Annotated in this window: 22 protein-coding genes; 15 read left to right on the top strand and 7 right to left on the bottom strand. The window is 75.7% G+C overall.

The features are described 5' to 3' along the window. Positions 1 to 321 precede the first annotated feature (321 nt). Genes ABT006_RS16850 through ABT006_RS16835 form a run of 4 tightly spaced genes read left to right on the top strand, consistent with a single transcriptional unit; the run spans position 322 to position 3,426 of the window. Positions 322 to 744 (top strand): TOBE domain-containing protein, encoded by a 423-nt coding sequence (locus ABT006_RS16850; protein WP_350707273.1) that lies wholly within the window; start codon positions 322 to 324, stop codon positions 742 to 744. Positions 745 to 788: 44 nt separating this feature from the next. Beyond that, positions 789 to 1,556 (top strand): molybdate ABC transporter substrate-binding protein, encoded by a 768-nt coding sequence (modA, locus tag ABT006_RS16845; RefSeq protein ID WP_350707654.1) that lies wholly within the window; start codon positions 789 to 791, stop codon positions 1,554 to 1,556. Beyond that, on the top strand, positions 1,553 to 2,365 hold the full coding sequence (locus ABT006_RS16840; protein ID WP_350707271.1) for an ABC transporter permease: 813 nt from the start codon (positions 1,553 to 1,555) through the stop codon (positions 2,363 to 2,365). The genes modA and ABT006_RS16840 overlap by 4 nt, the downstream gene beginning before the upstream one ends. Next, positions 2,362 to 3,426 (top strand): ABC transporter ATP-binding protein, encoded by a 1,065-nt coding sequence (locus ABT006_RS16835; protein ID WP_350707269.1) that lies wholly within the window; start codon positions 2,362 to 2,364, stop codon positions 3,424 to 3,426. The genes ABT006_RS16840 and ABT006_RS16835 overlap by 4 nt, the downstream gene beginning before the upstream one ends. Before the next feature lie 45 nt (positions 3,427 to 3,471). Here the strand turns inward: ABT006_RS16835 and ABT006_RS16830 are convergent, their stop codons facing one another. Next, positions 3,472 to 3,897, bottom strand: a complete 426-nt coding sequence (locus ABT006_RS16830; RefSeq protein ID WP_350707268.1) for a type II toxin-antitoxin system Phd/YefM family antitoxin — start codon at positions 3,895 to 3,897, stop codon at positions 3,472 to 3,474. Positions 3,898 to 4,061: 164 nt separating this feature from the next. On the opposite strand from ABT006_RS16830, the gene ABT006_RS16825 reads away from it, so the two are divergent. Next, the gene (locus ABT006_RS16825) at positions 4,062 to 4,847 is read left to right on the top strand and encodes an RNA ligase family protein (protein WP_350707266.1); all 786 of its coding nucleotides are present in this window, start codon (positions 4,062 to 4,064) and stop codon (positions 4,845 to 4,847) included. Positions 4,848 to 5,002: 155 nt separating this feature from the next. Beyond that, positions 5,003 to 5,599, top strand: coding sequence for a TOPRIM nucleotidyl transferase/hydrolase domain-containing protein (locus ABT006_RS16820; RefSeq protein ID WP_350707264.1), 597 nt, complete (start codon positions 5,003 to 5,005; stop codon positions 5,597 to 5,599). Here ABT006_RS16820 and ABT006_RS16815 read toward each other — a convergent pair. Further along, positions 5,570 to 6,145, bottom strand: a complete 576-nt coding sequence (locus tag ABT006_RS16815; RefSeq protein ID WP_350707262.1) for a GNAT family N-acetyltransferase — start codon at positions 6,143 to 6,145, stop codon at positions 5,570 to 5,572. The two genes, ABT006_RS16820 and ABT006_RS16815, sit on opposite strands and share 30 nt — an antisense overlap. Positions 6,146 to 6,223: 78 nt before the next feature. Between ABT006_RS16815 and ABT006_RS16810 the strand changes: the two genes are divergently transcribed. Genes ABT006_RS16810 through ABT006_RS16800 form a run of 3 tightly spaced genes read left to right on the top strand, consistent with a single transcriptional unit; the run spans position 6,224 to position 9,704 of the window. Further along, entirely contained in the window at positions 6,224 to 6,748 is a 525-nt protein-coding gene (locus tag ABT006_RS16810) for a PadR family transcriptional regulator (protein WP_350707260.1), read from the top strand. Then, on the top strand, positions 6,745 to 7,425 hold the full coding sequence (locus ABT006_RS16805) for an ABC transporter ATP-binding protein (protein WP_350707258.1): 681 nt from the start codon (positions 6,745 to 6,747) through the stop codon (positions 7,423 to 7,425). The genes ABT006_RS16810 and ABT006_RS16805 overlap by 4 nt, the downstream gene beginning before the upstream one ends. Then, entirely contained in the window at positions 7,422 to 9,704 is a 2,283-nt protein-coding gene (locus ABT006_RS16800) for an ABC transporter permease (RefSeq protein WP_350707256.1), read from the top strand. Before ABT006_RS16805 ends, ABT006_RS16800 begins: the two co-directional genes overlap by 4 nt. A 26-nt stretch (positions 9,705 to 9,730) precedes the next feature. Here ABT006_RS16800 and ABT006_RS16795 read toward each other — a convergent pair whose 3' ends face one another. The 3 genes from ABT006_RS16795 to ABT006_RS16785 all read right to left on the bottom strand — a co-directional run bounded on the left by ABT006_RS16795 (position 9,731) and on the right by ABT006_RS16785 (position 13,581). Next, on the bottom strand, positions 9,731 to 10,828 hold the full coding sequence (locus tag ABT006_RS16795) for a (Fe-S)-binding protein (RefSeq protein ID WP_350707254.1): 1,098 nt from the start codon (positions 10,826 to 10,828) through the stop codon (positions 9,731 to 9,733). Continuing rightward, entirely contained in the window at positions 10,825 to 12,210 is a 1,386-nt protein-coding gene (locus ABT006_RS16790; RefSeq protein ID WP_350707252.1) for an FAD-binding oxidoreductase, read from the bottom strand. Before ABT006_RS16790 ends, ABT006_RS16795 begins: the two co-directional genes overlap by 4 nt. A gap of 123 nt (positions 12,211 to 12,333) precedes the next feature. Next, on the bottom strand, positions 12,334 to 13,581 hold the full coding sequence (locus tag ABT006_RS16785; protein WP_350707250.1) for a hypothetical protein: 1,248 nt from the start codon (positions 13,579 to 13,581) through the stop codon (positions 12,334 to 12,336). 231 nt (positions 13,582 to 13,812) lie between these two features. On the opposite strand from ABT006_RS16785, the gene ABT006_RS16780 reads away from it, so the two are divergent. The 6 genes from ABT006_RS16780 (at position 13,813) to ABT006_RS16755 (ending at position 18,740) form a co-directional block, all read left to right on the top strand. Continuing rightward, positions 13,813 to 15,366, top strand: coding sequence for an NAD(P)/FAD-dependent oxidoreductase (locus ABT006_RS16780; RefSeq protein WP_350707248.1), 1,554 nt, complete (start codon positions 13,813 to 13,815; stop codon positions 15,364 to 15,366). 109 nt (positions 15,367 to 15,475) lie between these two features. Further along, positions 15,476 to 15,670 carry a hypothetical protein gene (locus tag ABT006_RS16775; RefSeq protein ID WP_350707246.1) on the top strand — a complete coding sequence of 65 codons (195 nt, stop codon included), beginning with the start codon at positions 15,476 to 15,478 and terminating at the stop codon, positions 15,668 to 15,670. Between the two features lie 227 nt (positions 15,671 to 15,897). Next, a complete protein-coding gene (locus tag ABT006_RS16770; protein ID WP_350707244.1) occupies positions 15,898 to 16,233 on the top strand; it encodes an ArsR/SmtB family transcription factor in 336 nt (111 codons plus the stop codon). Then, positions 16,230 to 16,550, top strand: a complete 321-nt coding sequence (locus ABT006_RS16765) for a hypothetical protein (RefSeq protein WP_350707242.1) — start codon at positions 16,230 to 16,232, stop codon at positions 16,548 to 16,550. The genes ABT006_RS16770 and ABT006_RS16765 overlap by 4 nt, the downstream gene beginning before the upstream one ends. A 29-nt stretch (positions 16,551 to 16,579) precedes the next feature. Then, positions 16,580 to 18,127, top strand: a complete 1,548-nt coding sequence (locus ABT006_RS16760) for a serine hydrolase domain-containing protein (protein ID WP_350707240.1) — start codon at positions 16,580 to 16,582, stop codon at positions 18,125 to 18,127. 127 nt (positions 18,128 to 18,254) lie between these two features. Beyond that, on the top strand, positions 18,255 to 18,740 hold the full coding sequence (locus tag ABT006_RS16755) for a GNAT family N-acetyltransferase (protein ID WP_350707238.1): 486 nt from the start codon (positions 18,255 to 18,257) through the stop codon (positions 18,738 to 18,740). 67 nt (positions 18,741 to 18,807) lie between these two features. Here ABT006_RS16755 and ABT006_RS16750 read toward each other — a convergent pair whose 3' ends face one another. Both ABT006_RS16750 and ABT006_RS16745 read right to left on the bottom strand, forming a co-directional pair. Next, the gene (locus ABT006_RS16750; RefSeq protein WP_350707236.1) at positions 18,808 to 19,653 is read right to left on the bottom strand and encodes a siderophore-interacting protein; all 846 of its coding nucleotides are present in this window, start codon (positions 19,651 to 19,653) and stop codon (positions 18,808 to 18,810) included. After that, positions 19,650 to 20,687, bottom strand: coding sequence for an ABC transporter substrate-binding protein (locus ABT006_RS16745; protein WP_350707234.1), 1,038 nt, complete (start codon positions 20,685 to 20,687; stop codon positions 19,650 to 19,652). The genes ABT006_RS16750 and ABT006_RS16745 overlap by 4 nt, the downstream gene beginning before the upstream one ends. Positions 20,688 to 20,720: the final 33 nt, after the last annotated feature.

The raw sequence follows: 20,720 nt of genomic DNA, 5'->3' as shown, positions 1-20,720 counted from the left end.
GTGTCGCCACCCCGGCCGAATCGCGCCCGCGCCGCCGGCCGGCCCCCGGCCACGCACCCGTTTTCCGACCCGCCCTGCTGCGACGGCCCGTGTCGCCGGCCCGCCGGCGGCGCCCGTGCCGCCGGCCGACCCCGCCGTGCGTCGACGTCACCCGCCCTCCCCTGGCGGCGTCCACCCCCGACGCATGCCGCCTCCCCGCGTGCCAACCGCACGATGCGTGTCGCCACCCGCGAACGCCAGGGCCAGCCGCTCAGGAGGCGGCAATCGCGAGGGCGAAAGGGGGCTGACCCATCGCATCTGCCGGATGGTTAGGATGGGCCGGTGACGACGTTCCGCATCGGCGAGGCGGCCGAGTTGCTCGGGGTCAGCGCCGACACCGTGCGCCGGTGGGTGGACGCCGGCCGGCTCGCCGCCGGCCGCGACGAGCACGGGCACCGGGTGATCGACGGGGTCGACCTCGCCGCGTTCGCGCGCGGGCAGGCCGCCGACCCCGACGAGCGGTCGGACTCCTCGTCGGCCCGCAACCGGCTGCGCGGCATCGTGGTCAACGTCGTCAAGGACACGGTCATGGCGCAGGTCGACATCCAGGCCGGGCCGTTCCGGATCGTCTCGCTGATGAGCCGGGAGGCCGTCGACGAGCTGGACCTGCGGGTCGGCTCGCTGGCCGTCGCGGTGATCAAGTCGACCACGGTGGTGGTGGAACGGGCCACCACCCCGACCAGCAGAGGGAGGCAGACATCTTGACGGCGACACCCCGGCCACGGCCCGGACGCCCGGGCCGGCGCTGGCTGCGTACGGTGGCGGCGGTGCTCGCCCTCGCGGGCCTGGCGGGCTGCGGCGGCGGCTCGGCCGCCGGGGGCCCGGCCGGCGGCACGGGCGTCGGCGGCACGGTGACGGTGTTCGCCGCGGCCTCGCTGACCGAGTCCTTCACCCGGCTCGGCCGGGACTTCGAGGCGGCCCACCCGGGCACCACCGTGGTCTTCAACTTCGCCGGCAGCTCGGCGCTGGCCGCCCAGATCAACCAGGGCGCGCCGGCCGACGTGTTCGCCTCGGCGGCGACGCGGAACATGGCCACGGTCACCGAGGCCGGCAACGCCGACGGCGACCCCGCCACCTTCGCCCGCAACCAGCTCGTCGTCGCCGTGCCGAAGGGCAACCCGCGCGGCGTGACCGGGTTGGCCGACCTGACCCGCCCCGGGCTGACCGTCGCGCTCTGCGCCGAGCAGGTGCCCTGCGGCGCGGCGGCACGCACGGCGCTCGACGCCGCCTCGGTCAGCCTCACCCCGGTCACCCTGGAGCAGGACGTCCGGGGCGCGCTGTCGAAGGTGCGCCTCGGCGAGGTCGACGCGGCCCTCGTCTACCGCACGGACGCGCTGGCCGCCGCGGCCGACGTGACCGCCGTCGAGTTCCCCGAGTCCGCCCGCGCCGTCAACGACTACCCGATCGTGGCGCTGCGCGACGCGCCCAACCGGGACGGCGGGCGGGCCTTCGTCGCGTACGTCCGCTCGGAGCGGGGGCGGACGGTGCTCACCGAGGCCGGCTTCCAGACGCCGTGAGGCGTACCGACGGCGTGCGGCGACGGCGGGGCGCCGGGGTGCCGGTCGCGCTGCTGCTGCCGGCCGTGCTCGGCCTGGCGTTCCTCGTCCTGCCGCTGGTCGGGCTGCTGGCCCGTACGCCGTGGGCCACCCTGCCGCAGCGGCTCACCGAGCCGGGCGTGCTCACCGCGCTGCGGCTGTCCCTGCTGACCGCCACCCTCGCCACCCTGCTCTGCCTGCTGCTCGGGGTGCCGCTGGCGTGGCTGCTGGCCCGCGTCGAGTTCCCCGGCCGCCGCCTGGTACGCGCCCTCGTCACCGTGCCGCTGGTGCTGCCGCCCGTGGTCGGCGGGGTGGCGCTGCTGCTGGTCTTCGGCCGGCGGGGCCTGCTCGGCGGCTGGCTCGACGCGACCTTCGGGATCACCCTGCCGTTCACCACCGCCGGCGTCGTGCTGGCCGAGGCGTTCGTCGCGATGCCGTTCCTCGTCATCGCCGTCGAGGGCGCGCTGCGCGGCGCGGACCGCCGGTACGAGGAGGCGGCGGCGACCCTCGGCGCGGGCCGGTGGACGACGTTCACCCACGTCACCCTGCCCCTGGTGGCCCCCGGCCTGGCGGCCGGGGCGGTGCTGTGCTGGGCCCGGGCGCTCGGCGAGTTCGGCGCCACCATCACCTTCGCGGGCAACTATCCCGGCCGGACGCAGACCATGCCGCTGGCGGTCTACCTGGCGCTGGAGACGGACGTGCAGGCCGCCGTGGTGCTCAGCCTCGTCCTGCTCACCGTCTCGGTGGCCATCCTGGCCGGGCTGCGCGACCGCTGGATCACCAGCCCGTGAGCGCGCCCCTGCTCGACGCCCACCTCGTCGTGGACCGGGGCGGATTCCGCCTCGACGTGCCCCTGCGGCTCGCCGCCGGCGAGGTCGTCGCGCTGCTCGGCCCCAACGGCGCGGGCAAGACCACCGCGCTGCGGGCCCTCGCGGGCCTGCTCCCGCTGACCGCCGGCCACCTCACCCTCGACGGCGTCGACCTGGACCGGCCGGCGCGGCGCGCCTGGACGCCGACGGAGCGCCGACCGGTCGGCGTGGTGTTCCAGGACTACCTGCTCTTCCCGCATCTCACGGCCCTGGACAACGTGGCGTTCGGGCCGCGGCGGCACGGCGCCGACCGGCGCGCCGCCCGGGAGACTGCCCGCGCCTGGCTGGACCGGGTCGGCCTGGCCGAGCACGCCCACCGCCGGCCCCGGCAGCTCTCGGGCGGGCAGGCGCAGCGGGTGGCGCTGGCCCGCGCGCTCGCCGTCGCGCCGGCGCTGCTGCTGCTGGACGAGCCGCTCGCCGCGCTCGACGCGCGCACCAAACTGGACACCCGGGCCGAGCTGCACCGGCACCTCGCCGCGCACCCGGGGGCCACGCTGCTGGTGACCCACGATCCGCTGGACGCGCTGGTGCTGGCCGACCGGTTGGTGATCGTCGAGGAGGGGCGGGTGGTGCAGGAGGGGGACGCCGCGACGGTCACCGCGCGGCCCCGCACCGACTACGTGGCCCGGTTGGTCGGGCTGAACCTGCACCGGGGCCGCGCCGAGGGGCACCGCGTCCGGGTCGCCGACGGGCTGACCCTCACCGTCGCCGACCGGCTCGACGGGGACGCGTTCGTCGCGTTCCGGCCGTCGGCGGTGGCCCTGTACCCGTCCCGGCCGGAGGGCAGCCCGCGCAACACCTGGGCGGCGACGGTGGTCGGGGTGCAGCGGCACGGAGACAACCTGCGGGTGCGGCTCGACGGGCCGGTCGAGGTGGCGGCGGACGTCACCCCGGCCGCCGCCGCCCAGCTCCGGCTGGCTCCGGGGCAGCCGGTCTGGGCCGCCGTCAAGGCGGCGGAGACCCACGCGTACCCCGCCGTCTGACGCCGCCGGCGGGTCGCGGCGCGTCCGGGCACGGGATCGCCGCCGTCAGGGCGCGGGGTCGGCGGCCAGCAGGTCGGCGTGGGCGGCGCGCAGCCGGGCGAGGTCGGGGTCGCTGCCCGGCCGGACGCGGCGGTCGAGCTCGGCCCACGCCTCGGCGAGGGCGGCGGTGACCGCGCGCAGCTCGGCGGAGTGCCGCCGGCTGCTGCGTCGGTGCGCCTCGTCGAGCCGGCGGGCCCAGCCGGCGGTCACGGCGGCGAGGCGGTCCGCGTCGGCGCGGGCCTGGGCGGCCGTGCGGGCGGCGGCGGCCGGCACGATCGCCGCGACCGGTCGGGGATCGCCGTCGCGGGTGACGACGGTGACTGCGTCGGTCAGCTCGGCCAGCGCGACGAGTTGGGTGAGCCGGGTGCGCGCCTCGCGCAGCGGCACCGAACGCGGCTGGTCGGTGTGCGGGGTGAGAGCGGGGACAGCCATGGATGGATGGTCGCCGCCGGGTACGACATTTCCGCCCGTCGACGGTCCAGGGTGGACGCGGCGGGCGGAAATTGCCACGAGGCGCCCCGTCGCGGGCGGATACGCTGCTCGCCCAGCGCCGCGCCGCAGCCCGGTGCGGCGAAGCTGCCACCCAGGAGGAAGCCGTGTCCAGCCTCGACGTCCGGACGGTCGACCTGCGGGCGATCAACTCGCTGACCAAGTACCCGTCGATCCCGACCTACCACGCCCTCGACCCCCGCGACGGCGGGCTGCTGGCGGAGTGCGTCGAGTTCACCGGGCCGGTCACCCTCACCGAGAAGATCGACGGGACGAACGCCCGGATCGTCGCGCTGCCCGACGGCGCGTACCTGATCGGCAGCCGGGAGGAGCTGCTGTACGCGCGGGGCGACCTGATCGGCAACCCGGCGCTCGGCATCGTCGACGCGCTGCGCGACGTGGCCGAGCGGCTGACCGGCGCGGCGGCCGACGACCGAGTCACCGTCTTCTACCTCGAGGTGTACGGCGGCAAGGTCACCGCCGCCTCCCGGCACTACACGGCCAGCCGGCGGGTCGGGCACCGGCTGTTCGACGTGGCGGTGCTGGAGGACCCCGCGCCGATGCTCTCCTGGCCGGCCCAGCGGATCTCGGCCTGGCGCGACGGCGGCGGCCAGCGATTCCTCGGCGAGGCCGACCTCGTCGCGCGGGCCGACGCGCTGGGCCTGGCGACCGTGCCCCGCCTCGCCACCGTCGCCGCCGGGGACCTGCCCCGCGAGATCGACAAGACCCACACGTTCCTCGTCGACCACCTGCCGCGGACCACGGTGGCCCTGGACGGGCCGGCCGGCCGGTCCGAGGGGCTGGTGCTCCGCACGGCGGACCGCTCGGTCATCGCCAAGGCGCGGTTCCAGGACTACGAGCGCACGCTGAGGCGCCGCGAGGGTCGGCGCTGACCCCGGCTCGGCGGCGCGTCCCGTACGCGCCGCCGGGCCGGTCCCGGCGCAACTCGCTTGCACCGCCGGGCACGCCGGGCCACGATCCCCTGACTGATCCGGGCCGGGCGCACGCCGCAACGTGCGGCCCGACGGGCTACGTACCAGGAGGCGGGGTGGCGACCGTGCGGAGCATCCACGAGCTGACGGCCGGGATCGACGCGCGGGCCGTGGTGCTCGTCGAGGGCAGGAGCGACCGGGTCGCGCTGGAGACGCTCGCCGCCAGGCGGGGCCGGGACCTCGACGCCGACGGCGTACGGGTGGTGTCGATGGGCGGCGCGACGAACATCGGCCACTTCCTCGACCTGTTCGGCCCGTCCGGGCGCCGGCTGCGGCTGGCGGGCCTCTACGACGACGCCGAGGAGGGCTTCTTCCGGCGGGGGCTGGAACGGTGCGGCCTCGGCGCCGGCCTGTCCCGGTCCGACCTGGCGGCCCTGGGGTTCCACGCCTGCGTGGCCGACCTGGAGGACGAGCTGATCCGCGCGGTCGGCGTGGCCGGGGTGCGGAAGGTCATCGCCGCCGAGGGTGAGCTGCGCACGTTCCAGCTTTTCCAGCGGCAGCCGGCCCAGCAGGGGCGCGCCGTCGAGGCGCAGCTGCGCCGGTTCCTCGGCACCCGGTCCGGCCGCAAGAGCGCGTACGCGAAGCTGCTGGTGCGCGCGCTGGAGCCGGACCGGGTGCCCCGCTCACTCGACGCGGTGCTCGCCCACGTCTGACCGGCGGGCCCGCCGCTCGGGCGCCAGCACCGACCACACCTGAAGGTCGATCCGCCCGTCCGGGCCGGGGTAGACCTCGCGCAGCGTCCCGTCGTGGCGCATGCCCAGCCGCTTGGCGGTGGCGATGCTGCGGGCGTTGCGGGCGTTGGTGCGCCACTCGACCCGGTGGATGCCCCGCTCCTCGACGGCCCAGTCGACGATCCGCTCCACCGCCCGGCTGACCAGCCCGTGGCCCTCGGCGGCGGGCTCCAGCCAGCAGCCCGCCTCGCAGACGCCCGTCGCCGTGTCGAGCGAGACGAACAGGACCCCGCCGACCAGGGTGCCCTGCCGCCAGAGGCCCCAGATGCCGCCGGCGCCGCGCGCGTACCGGTCGGCGTGGCGCTGGAGCACGGCCCGGGCGGAGTCGAGGTCGGTGGCCACGAACGCCGGCGACACCCAGGGCGCGATGTGCTCGCGGGCGCGGTCCAGGTGGGCGAGGAACTCCTCGGCCCGCCAGGGTTCGAGGGGACGCATCTCGACGTCCTCGGTCAGGGACAGGGCGAACACATGACCTCCCATGCGGCGGATACCGCCACACCCTACCGGTATACACACCGCGTATACATGATGTGTATAGTGCCCGTCATGTCGATCGGACAGACCTTCCTCGGCCTGCTGGAGGCCACCCCCCGCCACGGCTACGACATCAAACGCCTCTACGACGAGCGCTTCGGTCACGCCCGCCCGCTCGCGTACGGGCAGGTCTACGCCACCCTCTCCCGCCTGCTGCGCAGCGGGCTGGTGGAGGTGGAGGCGGTCGAGCCCGGCGAGGGCCCGGAGCGCAAGCGGTACGCGATCACCGAAGCCGGCGTCACCGATGTCGGGCAGTGGCTGGCCCGGGCGGAGAAGCCCGAGCCGTACCTGCAGAGCATCCTCTACACCAAGGTGGTGCTGGCCCTGCTGACCGGCCGCTCCGCCGCCGACCTGCTCGACGTGCAGCGCGGCGAGCACCTGCGAATGATGCGCGAGCTGACCCGCCGCAAGCGCGACGGCGACCTCGCCGAGCAGTTGATCTGCGACCACGCGCTGTTCCACCTGGAGGCCGACCTGCGCTGGCTGGAGCTGACCGCCGCCCGTCTCGACGACCTCGCCGCGGCGGTCCGGTCGTGACCGCGCCGCTGCTGGTCGCCGAGGACCTGCACCGCTCGTTCGGCCCCACCCGGGCGCTCGCCGGCGCCAGCCTGCGCGTCCACGAGGGCGAGGTGCTCGCCGTGATGGGCTCGTCGGGCTCCGGCAAGTCCACCCTGCTGCACTGCCTCGCCGGCATCGTCCGGCCCGACTCCGGCCAGGTGCTCTTCGCCGGCCGTGACCTCGCGACCCTCACCGACGCCGAGCGCAGCGCGCTACGCCGGGAGTCGTTCGGCTTCGTCTTCCAGTTCGGCCAGCTCGTGCCGGAACTGACCTGCCTGGAGAACGTGGCGCTGCCGCTGCGGCTGGACCGGGTCGGCCGCCGCGAGGCGGAGCGCCGGGCCGCCGAGTGGCTGGAGCGCCTGGAGGTCGCCGAGGTGGCCGGCAAGCGGCCCGGCGAGGTCTCGGGCGGGCAGGGGCAGCGGGTGGCGGTCGCCCGGGCGCTGGTCACCCGCCCCCGGGTGGTCTTCGCCGACGAGCCGACCGGCGCGCTGGACTCGCTCAACGGCGAGCGGGTGATGCGGCTGCTCACCGCTGCCGCCCGGGAGACCGGCGCGGCGGTGGTGCTGGTGACGCACGAGGCGCGGGTCGCCGCGTACTCCGACCGGGAGGTGGTGGTGCGCGACGGCCGCACCCGCGACCTGGAGGTCGTGGCGTGACGCGGCTGCGCCACGGCGCGGCCGACCTGGCCATGGGCGCCCGCATGGTGCTGACCGGCGGCCGCGACGGCTGGCTGCGGGCGGTGCTGACGGCGGTCGGCGTGGGCGTCGGGGTGGCGATGCTGCTGCTCGCCGCATCGGTGCCCGGCGCGCTGGACGCCCGCGAGGCGCGCGGCGACGCCCGCGACGACCTGCGGATGGGCGGGCAGATCCCGGCCGCCGCGAACACGCTGCTGCTCCGGCAGGTCGACACCGCGTTCCGGGAGCGGCCCGTGCGGGGCCGGATGCTGCAGGCCGAGGGGCCGGCCGCACCGACGCCGCCGGGCGTGGCGACGCTGCCCCGCGCGGGCGAGGTCGTGGTCTCCCCCGCGCTGCGCGACCTGCTCGACTCCCCCGACGGCGCGCTGTTCGCACCCCGGCTGGGCGGGGCCCGGGTCACCGGGATCATCGGCGACGAGGGCCTGGCCGGCCCCCGGGAGCTGGCCTTCTACCTGGGCAGCGACCGGCTGAGCGCGGACGACGGCGCGACCCGGCTGGACGCGTTCGGCGGCGGGCTGCCCGGCGAGGGCTTCGGCCCGGTGCTGATGGTGCTGGTGGTCGTCATCTTCGTCGTCCTGCTGCTGCCCATCGCCGTCTTCCTCGGCGCGGCGGTGCGGTTCGGCAGCGAACGCCGCGACCGGCGGCTGGCCGCGCTGCGGCTGGTGGGCGCGGACGCCGCGATGGTCCGGCGGATCGCCGCCGGGGAGGCCGCGAGCGCCGCGCTGCTCGGCGTCGCGGTCGGCGGCGCGCTCTTCGCGCTCGGCCGCCAGGTGGCGCCGCTGGTCACCCTGATGGACCTCAGCGTGTACGCCGCGGACGTGCGCCCGCCGCTGCCGCTGGTCGCCGCCGTGGTGGTGGCGGTGCCGGCGCTCGCCGTCGTGGTGACCCTGGTGTCCATGCGCACGGTGCTCGTCGAGCCGCTCGGGGTGACCCGGCGCGCGACGCCGGTGCGCCGCCGGCTGGCGTGGCGGCTGCTGCTGCCGGCCGCCGGGCTCGGGCTGCTGCTGGCCGGCGCCGCCGATGTCGCCCCGCTGGGCGCCGAGCAGCAGACGGCGGCCGGTGCGGTGCTGCTGCTGATCGGCGTGGTCACCCTGCTGCCCTGGCTGACGGACCTGCTGGTACGCCGGATGCGCGGCGGTCCCGTGCCGTGGCAGCTCGCGGTGCGGCGCATCCAGCTCGACAGCGCCGCCTCGGCGCGCCTGGTCAACGGCATCGCGGTCGCCGTGGCGGGCACCATCGGGCTGCAGATGCTCTTCGCCGGCGTCTCCGACCGGTTCACCGTCGCCACCGGGCAGGACACCTCCCGGGCCCAGGTGCAGGTGGAGTTCCCCGCCCGCCCCGACGCCGCCGCGGCGCTGGGCCGGCTGGCCGCCGCGCCCGGCGTGACCGGCAGCAACGCCACCCTGCGGAGCGTCGTCGGGGCCGCCGGGGGCGGCACGTTGGTCGACCTGCGGATCGGCGACTGCATTGCGCTGGCCGAGTTCGCCCGGCTCGACGGGTGCGCCGACGGCGACGTCTTCCTGGTCCGCGACGCCACGGCGCCGCAGGCGGAGATCCGGCCGGGCACCACCGTCACGGTGCCGGACGTCGACGGGTCGGCCTGGCAGATCCCCCGGGACGCCCGGGAGGCGCCGATCCGTCCCGGCCCCGCCGGCCACGCGCAGACCAGCGTGCTGGCCACCCCCGGTGCCGTCGACGCCGCCCGGCTGGGCCCGTTGCGCGCGGACGCGTACCTGCGGCTCGCGCCCGACCGGCCGGACGCGCTGGAGCACGTCCGCAACGTCGCCGCCGGCGTCGACCCGTTCGCCTCGGTGCTCACCCTGACCGGGACCACGCAGGCCACCCAGTTCGTCAACATCCGGCGCGGCCTCTACGTCGGCGCGGCGGTCACCCTGCTGCTGATCGGGGCCAGCATGCTGGTCGGCGTGCTGGAGCAGCTGCGGGAGCGCCGCCGGCTGCTGGCGATGCTGGTCGCGGTCGGCACCCGGCGCGGCACGCTGAGCTGGTCGGTGCTGTGGCAGACCGCCGTGCCGGTGGTGATCGGGCTCGTCCTGGCGGTGGTCTTCGGGCTGGGTCTCGGCGCGGTGCTGCTGCGCATGGTGCGGGAGCCGGTCACGGTCGCCTGGTCGGCGCTGGGCATCTCCACCGGGCTGGGCGCGGCGGTGGTGCTGCTGGTCACCGGGCTCAGCCTGCCGGCGCTGTGGCGGCTGACCCGGCCGGACGGCATCCGCACCGAGTGAGGCCGCGAGCCGGCGTCCCGACCCGCTCAGACCGGTCGGGACGCCGGCTCCACGCGGGTGAGCAGCTCGGCCAGGTGCACGGCCCGGACGGGGGACCGGCGCCGGCGCAGCCCGGTGCGCAGCTGCCGCAGGCAGCCCGGGTTGACCGCCACCACCAGGTCCACCCCGGCGGCCTCGATCTCGTCGAGCTTCGCGTCCAGGATCCGCCGCGACTCCTTCGGCCGCAGCAGCGAGTACGTGCCGGCGGCGCCGCAGCAGGTGGCCGCCGAGGGCAGCTCCACGTAGTCGGCGACCTGGCGCAGCAGCGCCCGCGGCTCGGCGAAGACGCCGAGGCCGTTGCGCAGGTGGCAGGAGTCCTGCAGGGCGACCCGAGCGCGCCGGCCGGCCACCCGCAGCTCCGCGCCGGCGGGCCGTTCGGCGAGCCAGGTGGACAGCTCGCGCACCCGGTCGCGGCCGAGCACGGAGGCGAGGTGCGCCGCACAGCCGCCGGAGGTGGTGACGATCGTGCCCGGCAGGTCCTCGCCGAGGCGCTCGGCCAGCCGCTCGCCGCCGGCCAGGTCGCCGTTGTGCGCGTGCAGCGCGCCGCAGCAGCCCTGCGCGGTGGGGACGGCCAGCCCCGGGTCGAGCGCCCGGGCGGCCCGGCTGACCGCCGGGAACAGGCCCCGCTCGACGCAGCCCAGCATGAGCTGCGCCTCGGGCCCGCCGGCAGCACCGGGCCCGGCCGACGGGGCGGCGGCCGGACCGTGGGCGGCGCGGCGGACCAGGCCGAGCAGCCGCAGCACCCACCGCTGCTCGACCAGCAGCATCAGCGCGCGGGCCACCAGTGGCCGGCGGGGGCCGCGCCACTGGTGCACCCGCCACTGCTCCAGCAGGCTGCCGTACTCCACGCCGGCGGGGCAGACCGGTTCGCAGGCGCGGCAGCCCAGGCAGAACGAGGACTGCTCGGCGAGCGTGTCGTCGTCCGGGGGCAGGGTGCCGTCCTGGAGCGCCCGCATCAGCGTGATCCGCCCGCGCGGCGACGACGCCTCGTCGCCGGTCATCGCGTACGTGGGGCAGGCCGGCAGGCAGAACCCGCAGGAGATGCAGCGGGACAGCTGCTCCGGGTTGAACACGTCGCCGCTCACGAGCCCAGCTTTCCGGGGTTGAGGACGCCCGCCGGGTCGAAGGCGCTCTTGATCCGGCGCAGCAGGGCGAGCTGGTCGTCGCCGAGCCGGGCGGCGAGGAACGGCAGCTTCGCCGCCCCCACCCCGTGCTCGCCGGTGATGGTGCCGCCGAGGTCGAGGGCGGCGGCGAAGACGTCGGCGAAGGCCGCCTCGGCCCGGCGTACCGCGTCGTGGTCCTCTGCGGAGTCGAGGACGCAGGTGGGGTGCAGGTTGCCGTCCCCGGCGTGACCGAAGGTGGCGATGGCGACGTCGTGCCGGACGGCGATCGCGTCGATCCGGTCGACCATCTCGGCGATCCGCGGCCGGGGCACGGTGGCATCCTCCAGGATCGTCACCCCGCCCCGGCGGGACAGCGCCGGCAGCGCGCAGCGGCGGGCGGCCAGCAGCGCCTCGGCCTGGGCGACCTCGCGGGCGGTGGTGACCTCCACCGCGCCGGCGTCGACGCAGGCCGCGCCGATCCGGTCGAGGTGGGTGGCGACCAGGTCCGGCGGGCCGTCGTCGCCGAAGAGGAGCAGCGCTCCCGCGTCGGCGCGCAGCCCCAGGTGGGCGAAGTCCTCCACCGCCGTGATGCAGGCCCGGTCGAGGAACTCCAGCGTCGCCGGCACCACGCCGGCCCGGATCACCCGGGCGACGGCCTCCCCCGCCTCGGCGAGCGTCGGGAAGTAGGCGACCCCGGTGTTGCTCGACGCGGGCGCGGGCAGCAGCGCCACCGTCGCCTCGGTGATCACCGCGAGGGTTCCCTCGGAGCCGGTGAGCAGCCGGGTCAGGTCGTAGCCGGCGACGTCCTTCCACAGCCGACCGCCGGTGCGGATCACCTCGCCGGTGGGCAGCACCGCCTCCAGGCCCAGCACGTAGTTGCGGGTCACCCCGTACTTCAGCCCGCGCAGCCCGCCGGCGCAGGTGGCGATGGTGCCGCCGACGGTGGCGACGGTGCGGCTGCCCGGGTCGGGCGCCCAGAGCAGGCCGCGCGCCGCGGCGGCGTCGGCCAGCGCGGCGCTGGTCACGCCGGGCTGCACCCGGGCCAGCAGCTCGTCGGCGCTGACCTCCAGGATCGCGTTCAGCCGGGTCAGCACCAGCACGATCCCGCCGCGCAGCGGCACGGTCGCGGCGCACAGGTTGGAGCCCGCGCCGCGCGGCACCACCGGCACGCCGTGCCGGGTGGCCAGGGCCAGCACGGCGGCGACCTCGGCGGTGTCGGCCGGGAACACCACCGCGTCGGGCCGGTGCGAGAAGAGCGGGGTCGCGTCCCGGGCGTACGCCACGAGGTCGCCGGCCGCGTCGTGCACGTGGGCCGGGCCGACGATGCCGCGCAGCTCGGCGAGGACGGTCGCGGAGAGCGCCATGCCAGCCCTTCCCGGCGCGGCTCCGCGCCCGTAGCTTTTTGCCAATTCCAACCTGACGGTCGGCGAAATTTTCAACCGATCATAGAGAGCCAGGCCCGTCAGGTGAAGACGGCACCGGGCCCGTCAGATGATGAAGTGGGTCCAGTAGGCGAGCCAGGTGACGAAGAGGGTCCCCTGGAGGAGGGCGAGGGCGGCGGTCAGCCAGGCGTCGGCGGTGGCGTGCCGGGCCCAGCGGGCCAGCACCAGGCCCACCGGGAACGCGGCGAGCAGGTAGCGCAGCAGGCTCTTGTAGACCGGCGGCCCCATCGACAGCGGCACCAGGACCATGATCAACCCGTACGCGAGGTAGGGCAGCCCGAGGTGGCGGACGCCCGCGACCAGGACCACCAGCACCACGACGGCGAGCCACACCCGCAGGGCGTCCCGCGCCGGCGTGCCGGTCAGGCCGTGCCACAGCACCGCCAGCGGGTTCTGCACGGAGATGCCCCAGCCCCTCTCCTGGGTGTGCTTGTAGGCGAACCAGTCGCCGCTCTGCCACCGGCAGAACGCCATGAACGTCAGCCAGCCGGCGGGCACCAGCACCAACGGCCACCCGACGCGCACGTACGTCCCCAGCGCGCGCGGGCCCAGCCGGTAGCCGTGCTGCCGCAGCAGCACCAGGGCCAGCGGGAGCACCACGAAGAACCCGACCGAGCGGCTCAGCGCCAGGAAGAACCCCACGACGCCAACGAGCAGCCAGCGCCGCCGCTCGGCGTAGTGGAAGGCGGCGAGCGCGAGGCAGAGGAAGAGCGACTCGGTCAGCGCCGCCTGGAACAGGAACGCGGCCGGCAGCAGCACCAGGTAGCGGACGAACCGGCGGGCCGCCGCGTCGTCGCCGAGCAGCCGCTCGCCCAGCCGGTGGGCGTAGTAGAGCATCAGCAGGAACGCGACGTTGGCGACGAGCAGCAGTGCCAGCGCGGTGTCGCCGCCCAGCAGCGGCGCCAGCGGCCGGGCCAGGAACGGATAGAGCAGCGGGAAGCCGAAGTCCCGCCACGGCTCGTCGAGCGGGACCCGGGCCAGGTGGTCGTAGAGGAACGAGTCCCAGGCGAACCAGAGCCAGACCGCGCGGTGCCCGGAGACCGCCCGCTGCTGCTCGCGCATCGTCGCCTCGTCCGGCGGCGGCGCCCACGGCACGTCGTCGAAGGCGCTCAACGCGAGCAGCCCGACGAGGCTGAGCACGATCTTGGTGCCGAGGAAGACGCCGACGACGAACAGCCACGGCGCCGGCACCCGGCCGGCGGCGCGCCGCAGGTCGTGGCCACGCCGGGCGAGCCGGGCGGGCAGGCGTCCGACCCGCCGCCGCGCGTCCGCGACGGCCCGCCACCTGTCCATCACCGCGTCTCCCGATCCGGCCGCCAGAACGGTGCCACATCCCCGTTCCGGGGCGCTTGACACGCGTACGCGGCACGCGGGCCCGGCCGCCCGGCGGTGCGCTCGGGGCCGCCGGTGGCCGCCCGGCCAGGTCGCCGGGCGGCGGAACCGGCATCCGGATCCGGGGTGAGTTCGGGCCGATGCCGGGTAAGCGGGCCGCCTCCGGCAGGCGGAAGCAGGGAGCGGCACGGCATGGACGAACAGCGCGGCACGGTGGTCATCGGCGCGGGACCGGCGGGGCTGACCGCGGCGTACGAGCTGCTCCGGCTGGGCGCCCCGGTCCGGGTGTTCGAGTCCGACGACGTGGTGGGCGGGATCAGCCGCACCGTCGAACGGGACGGGTGGCGCTTCGACATCGGCGGGCACCGGTTCTTCACCAAGGTCGCCAGGGTCGAGGAGTTCTGGCACGAGATCCTGCCCGACGAGGACTTCCTGCTGCGGCCCCGGATGAGCCGGATCTACTACCGGGGCGCGCTGTTCGACTACCCGCTGAGCGCCGCGAACGCCCTGCGCAACCTGGGCGTCCGGGAGGCGGCGCTGTGCATGGGCTCGTACGCCCGCGCCCGGCTGCGCCCGCCGAAGGACCAGTCGCACTTCGAGGGTTGGGTCTCGGCCCGGTTCGGTTGGCGGCTGTACTCGATGTTCTTCAAGACGTACACGGAGAAGGTCTGGGGGATGCCGGCCGACCGGTTGCAGGCCGACTGGGCCGCGCAGCGGATCAAGAACCTGTCGCTGGCCAAGGCGGTGCGCAACGCCGTGCTGCCCCGGCGCAACCGCAAGGACGTGACCAGCCTGATCGAGGAGTTCCAGTATCCGAAGCTCGGCCCCGGGATGATGTGGGAACGCTGCGCCGAGGAGGTCCGCCGGCGCGGCGGCCGGGTGGAGACCGGCAGCTGGGTGACCGCCGTGCACCGCGACCCGACGCACCGCCGGGCGGTGGCGGTCACCGTCAACGGCGTGGGCGGGCAGCGGACCGAGCCGGCGGAGCACGTCGTCTCCTCAATGCCGATCTCGGAACTGGTGGCCGCGCTGCGCCCGGCCGCCCCGCCGGAGGTGCTGGCCGCCGCGGCCGACCTGCGGTACCGGGACTTCCTGACCGTCGCGCTCGTGGTGCCCGAGGAGTTCTCGTTCCCGGACAACTGGATCTACGTGCACGACCCGGCGGTCAAGGTCGGCCGGATCCAGAACTTCGGGTCGTGGTCGCCGTACCTGGTCAAGGACGGCCGCACCTGCCTGGGGCTGGAGTACTTCGTCTTCGAGGACGACGAGACCTGGCGTACGCCGGACGCCGAGCTGGTCGCCGCCGCGACGGCCGAGCTGGAGCGGCTCGGCCTGGTCCGGCCGGGCGTCGTCGAGGCCGGGTACGTGGTGCGGATGCCGAAGGCCTACCCGGTCTACGACGAGCGCTACCAGCGCAACGTGGGCGTGATCCGGGACTGGCTGGCGCGGGAGGTGCCGAACGTGCACCCGGTCGGCCGCAACGGCATGCACCGCTACAACAACCAGGACCACTCGATGCTCACGGCGATGCTGACCGCCGAGAACATCGCCTGCGGGACCTGCCACGACGTCTGGTCGGTCAACGTGGAGCAGGACTACCACGAGGAGTCGACGCGCGACGGGAACGGCCGCGGGGGCACCGGCCGGGACGCCCCCATCGTGCCGGCCCGGCCCGTCGCCCCGGCCGGCATCACGCTCGACGGCGCCCCCCGGCCCGAACGGCCGGCGCAGGTACGCCTCGGCTGAGCCGCCCGCCGCGCGGCCGAGGGTGGGCGCGCACGGGCCGGGACGGCGACGGGTCGACGGGACAGCCGGGCGGCGACCGCCGTACCAGCCTGGTCCGGCGGCGCGGGCGGTGAGCAGGCCCGACCCCGCGCAGCGGACGCTCACCGCCGGCGACGTGGCCGGCTGCCTCCGGGCGTCCCTCGGCCCCGGCCGGCGCACGGTGGCGATGCCGAGCCGGGGCATCACCACGCCCGCCGCCCCGCGGCGGCACGCCCTCCCCGCCGACCTGCTCCGCCGCGACCTCGCCGGCCTCGCCCGGAGCTGACGCGGTCGCCGCGTGACGCTCCGCTCGCCCGACGGCGGCAGCGGTTCGGCATGCCCCGGAAGATCGCGGTGTCCCCGGTCGCCGGGGCCGGGAGCCGACTGGATCACGGGTCCGGGCACGGACGACGGTGGCGTCGAACACTGTTCGCTGGCGCTCCCGCCCCTCCCATGTCAGTATCTTCTGACAGGGGGTGTCATTGATTTCTGACACCCGGGAAGGTGCAGGTGATGGACGAGACGCCGCCGAACGGGGAGGAACTGCTCGCCGCGCTCGCCGCGCTCGCGAGTCCGCACCGGCTGCGGATCATCGCCACGCTCGCCGAGGGCCGCAGCTACGTCAGCGCGCTGGCACGGCGTCTGGAGATGAACCGGCCCCTGCTCTACATGCACCTGCAGCGGCTGGAGGCCGCCGGGCTCGTCACCGGCTCGTTGGAGACGGCGCCCGACGGCAACTCGGTGAAGTGGTTCGAGGTGGTTCCGTTCGCGCTGACGCTGACACCCGCGACGGTCGCGGCAGCCGTACCGACGTTGGAAGCCGGTGGCTTCGGAAAGGACAAGAAGTGATCACAGCAGCAGCCGAGGACGACATCGCCCAGGTCGCGATCGTCACGTGGACGGTTCTGTTGATCGCCCTGGTGGCGATCGTGGCGTTCGTGGCGCTGGGCATCTACCGGGCCCGGCACGCCGCCGCCCGCGAGGCGCAGTACCGCGCCCTCGCCGAGCAGGCCGGCGACGCGCAGGCCCGGCTGGCCGAGAACGCACGGCAGACGACCACGGAGCTGACCGGCCTGCGGTCGGACGTCCAGGCGACCCACGCGGAGTTGGCGCAGGTCAGGGCGCGCCTCACCGAGTTGGAGCGCCTGCTCAGCCAGATCGGGTGAACCGGAATCCCACAGACAGGGACAGCACAGTGAGACATCAGCTACGACGTACCGTCGCCGTCCTGGCCGCGGTCGTCTGCCTGGCGACCGCCGGCGGAATCCCGGCGCACGCCGCCGAGGACGAGACCGCCCGGGTACGGGCGTACCTGGACCGTTACCGGGACGCCAACCGCATACCCGGGCTCGCAGCGGCCGTCGTACGCGGGGACCGGGTCGTGCAGGAACACGTCGCCGGGGTCACCGGCGACGGCGCGCCGGTGACCGCGCGGACACCCTTCCTGCTCGGCTCGGTGAGCAAACCGTTCACCGCGCTGGCGGTGCTGCAGCTCGCCGAGGCGGGCCGGATCGACCTCGACGCGCCGGCCCGTGCGTACGTGCCCTGGTTGCGGCTGGGCGACGCGACGGCGACCGCACGGATCACCGTCCGGCACCTGCTCACCCAGACCAGTGGGCTGCCCGAGGTCGCCAGCAAGGGCCTGACCGACCGCTACGACAACACCCCCGGCGGGCTGGCCCGGTCGGTACGGGACCTCGCCGACGTGCCGCTGGCCGGGCCGCCGGGTGCGAAACACCGCTACAGCGACGGCAACTACATGGTGCTCGGCGCGCTCGTCGAGGAGGTCACCGGTCGCACCTTCGCCGACCACCTGCGTCGCGCCGTTCTCGATCCGTTGCGGATGCGGCAGGCGGCGGCCGCCGACGACGAGGCGGAGCGGGTGGACCTGCCCGCCGGCCATCGCCGCTACCTCGGTCGGCCGCAGGGCTTCGACCCGCCGTACGACACCTCCGGCGTCCCGTACGGCTACCTGACCGCCAGCCTCACCGACCTCGGCCACTTCGCCGTCGCCCAGCTCGACGGCGGCCGGTACGGAGACTCCCGGCTGCTGTCGGCCGCCGGCGTCGAGCAGATGCACCGTGGCCAGGCCGCCCTCGGCAGCGGCGGCCGGTACGCCCTGGGCTGGCGCGACACGACCCTCGACGGCAACGGCGCACGGCTGGTCTGGCACGCCGGCGCCACCCCCGGCTACTTCGCGCACGTCGTGCTGGTGCCCGACTCCGAGCTGGCCGTGATCGTGCTGGCCAACCTCTACCACCCGGCCGCCGACCCGGCGCTCGCCTCGGCCGGTTTCGACATCGCGCGAATACTGCTCGGCGCTCCGCCCGCACCGGCGGCGAACGACACCCTCCTGTTCTCGGTCGCCCCCGCGCTGTTCGGCGTCGCCGGCCTGCTCGTGGTCGTCCTGGTCGGGACGGTGCTCGGCGGGTTGCGTCGGCGCCGCACCGGTCCCCCGCCGGGCGTACGGGCGCTGGTCGCGGCCGCCGCCTGGGCGGTCGGCTGGGCGGCGCTGGCCGCTGCCGCGCTCTGGGTGCTGCCCTCGTCCCTGGGCGGCGGCCTGGGCACGCTGATGCTCTGGGCACCGGACATCGGTCACGCCACCGTGGCCGTCGCCGTGGCGGCCGGGGCCCTCGCGCTGACCCGTACCGTGTTCGCCCTGGCCGGGGCGCGCAACGCCGTGGGCCGCTCCCGGCCCGCGCGCGCCGCCTCCGAGGAGGACCCCCTGCCCGCATCGGTGTAGTGGCGTGGCACGGGTGCCGGATCCGGCGGTGCCCGGCCCGCGCGGCGTCGGCGACCCGCTGTCGTGCGCGGTCCGGTCCCGCCGGAAACGCCTTGCCGACCCGGTGGCGGCCCCCTAGGGTGCCGGCGTGCTGATCCGTGAGTTCGACGAGGCCGACTGGGCCCAGGTGTGGCCGATCATCCGGGAGGTGGTCCGGTCGCGGGAGACCTTCCCCTACGACCCGGAGATGACCGCCGAGCAGGCGTACGACATGTGGGTGGAGGCCGCGCCGGGCCGCACCGTGGTGGCGGTCGACGGCGACCGGGTGCTCGGCACCGCCAAGATGGGCACCAACCGCCCCGGGCCGGGGTCGCACGTCTCCACCGCGAGCTTCATGGTCGACCGCGCGGCGCGCGGCCGGGGCGTGGGCACCGCGCTGTGCCGGCACGCGCTCGACTGGGCCCGCGACCGGGGGTACGCGGGCATGCAGTTCAACGCGGTGGTCGAGACGAACACCTCGGCCGTCGAGCTGTACCGGCGCGAGGGCTTCGCCGTGGTCGGCACCGTGCCCGGCGCGTTCGCGCACCCCACCCTCGGCCGGGTGGGTCTGCACGTGATGTACCGGGAGTTCTGACCCGGCGCCGCCCGGTCCACCGGGCGGCGCCCGAACCGCCGCTGGCCCGCCGGCGGGCCGCCGGCCGTCAGGCGACGGCCGCGGCGGTCGCCTCGGCGCGCAGGTCCTCCTCGGAGGCGCCGCGACGCCAGTAGCCGGCGAACGTGACGTGGCGCCGGTCGAGGCCGCGCTCGCCGACGAGGTGTCGCCGCACGGCGCGCACCATCGACGACTCGCCGGCGACCCAGGCGTACGGGGTGCCGGCCGGCAGCCGCGCGGCGCGGACCGCGTCCGCCAGCAGGGTGCTGCCCGGGGCGGTGCCGCCCCGGACGACCCAGCTCACCTCGGCGCGCGCGGCGGTGGGCAGCTCCTGGATGTCCGCCACGTCGGGGACCTCGATCCAGGCCCGGACCCGGGCGTCGGCGGGCAGCCAGGCCAGGATCCCGGCGGCGGCGGGCAGCGCGGTCTCGTCGGCGACCAGCAGGACCGAGTCGGTGCCGGCCGGCGGGCGGAAGCAGACGCTGCGGTTGTCGCGGACGGCCGGGCCGAGCAGCACCACCCGGTCGCCCGGCAGGGCGTGCCCCGCCCAGCGGGAGGCGGGGCCGGTGTCGCCGTGGCTGACGAAGTCGATGTCCACCTCGGCGCGCTCGGGCCGCTGCTCCCGGATGGTGTAGGAGCGCATCACCGCGCGCACGTCGGGGTCCATCGCCCGGTACGCGCCGAACCAGTCCTCCCCCGCCTCGACCGGGAGCACCGGGGCGGGCTGGCCGGGGTGCGGCAGGAACAGGGAGACGCTCTGGTCCCGGCCGCCGCCGGCGAAGTCGGCCAGTTCCGGCCCGCCGAGGGTGACCCGGATCAGGGAGGCGCCGATCCGCCGCGCGCCGACGACCTGCGCGGCGTAGAAGCGGTACTGGAGGGCGACAGCCGTGGTCACGCGGTCACCTTCTTCGCGTTCCGGATGGCGGTGGCCAGGTTCTCCAGCAGCGGCGCGGCGCCGGCGTACGAGAAGCGGGGCACCGCGTCCCACGGGGTGATCTGGTTGGCCGTGACCGCCGGGAGTTGCTGCCAGGTCGGCTTGCTGGCCATGTCCTTGGGCTGCAGGGCGGTGCTGCGGTTGTCGAGCAGGATCAGGTCGGCCGGGAACTTGCCCGCGTTCTCCCAGCTGAGGGCCTCGAAGTAGTCGCCGGCCTCCAGCTTGGTGGGGACGACGATCTCCACGCCCAGCTCGGCGAAGTACATCAGGTCGGTGCTGACCTTCGGGTTGGAGACGTAGAACAGGTCGGGGCTGCCCGAGGAGGCCAGCACCTTGATGCCCGGGTTCGCCCTGACCGCCTGGCGGACCGCCTCGGCGGCGGCCTCGAAACGGGCCTTCGCGTCGGTGACCTTCTTCGCGGACAGGTCGGCGCCGAGGGACTCGGCGAGCTGCGCGTACCGCTCGATCGGCGTGGTCATCGGCACCCGGGCGGTGGTGATCGCCACGCTGGGGGCGAGCGGGAGGATCTTGTCCTTGCTCTCGTCCGGCACGTACCACAGGGCGCCCGGGTCGTACATGTGGGTGACGAGCAGTTCCGGTCGCAGGGCCGCGTACTTCTCCAGGCTGAACTCGCCCCAGACGTTGCCGAGGACCTCCACGGCGTCCACGTTCAGGTCGCCGGCCTGCGGCTCGGCGGTGCCGTCGGCGCGCTTCGTCTCGCCGAACACGCCGACGATCTGCTTGTCGAGTCCGAAGTCGACCAGCGCCGCGGCGACCCCGGTGAAGGCGACCACCCGGGTCGGGCGGTTGGCGGCGCTCACCTTCTCGTTGCGGTCGTCGGTGAACGACCAGGGTCCGCCGGAGCCGGCTGCGGAGGGGGCGGCGGAGTCGTCGTCCCGGCCGCAGCCGGCGAGCAGGGCGGCCAGGGTGGCGGCGCCACCGGCGGCGAGCAGGCCCCGGCGGGAGAGTCGGCGGGCGGACACGGGATGCGGCATGACGGTGTCTTTCGATCAGGGTCGGGCGAAGGA

Origin of the sequence: Micromonospora sp. NPDC002717, from assembly GCF_040295705.1 — a bacterium.
In the GTDB taxonomy this organism is placed as follows: Bacteria; Actinomycetota; Actinomycetes; order Mycobacteriales; family Micromonosporaceae; genus Micromonospora.
The sequence above is the reverse complement of the archived record's forward strand: the minus strand, read 5'-3'. Positions and strand labels throughout refer to the sequence as shown.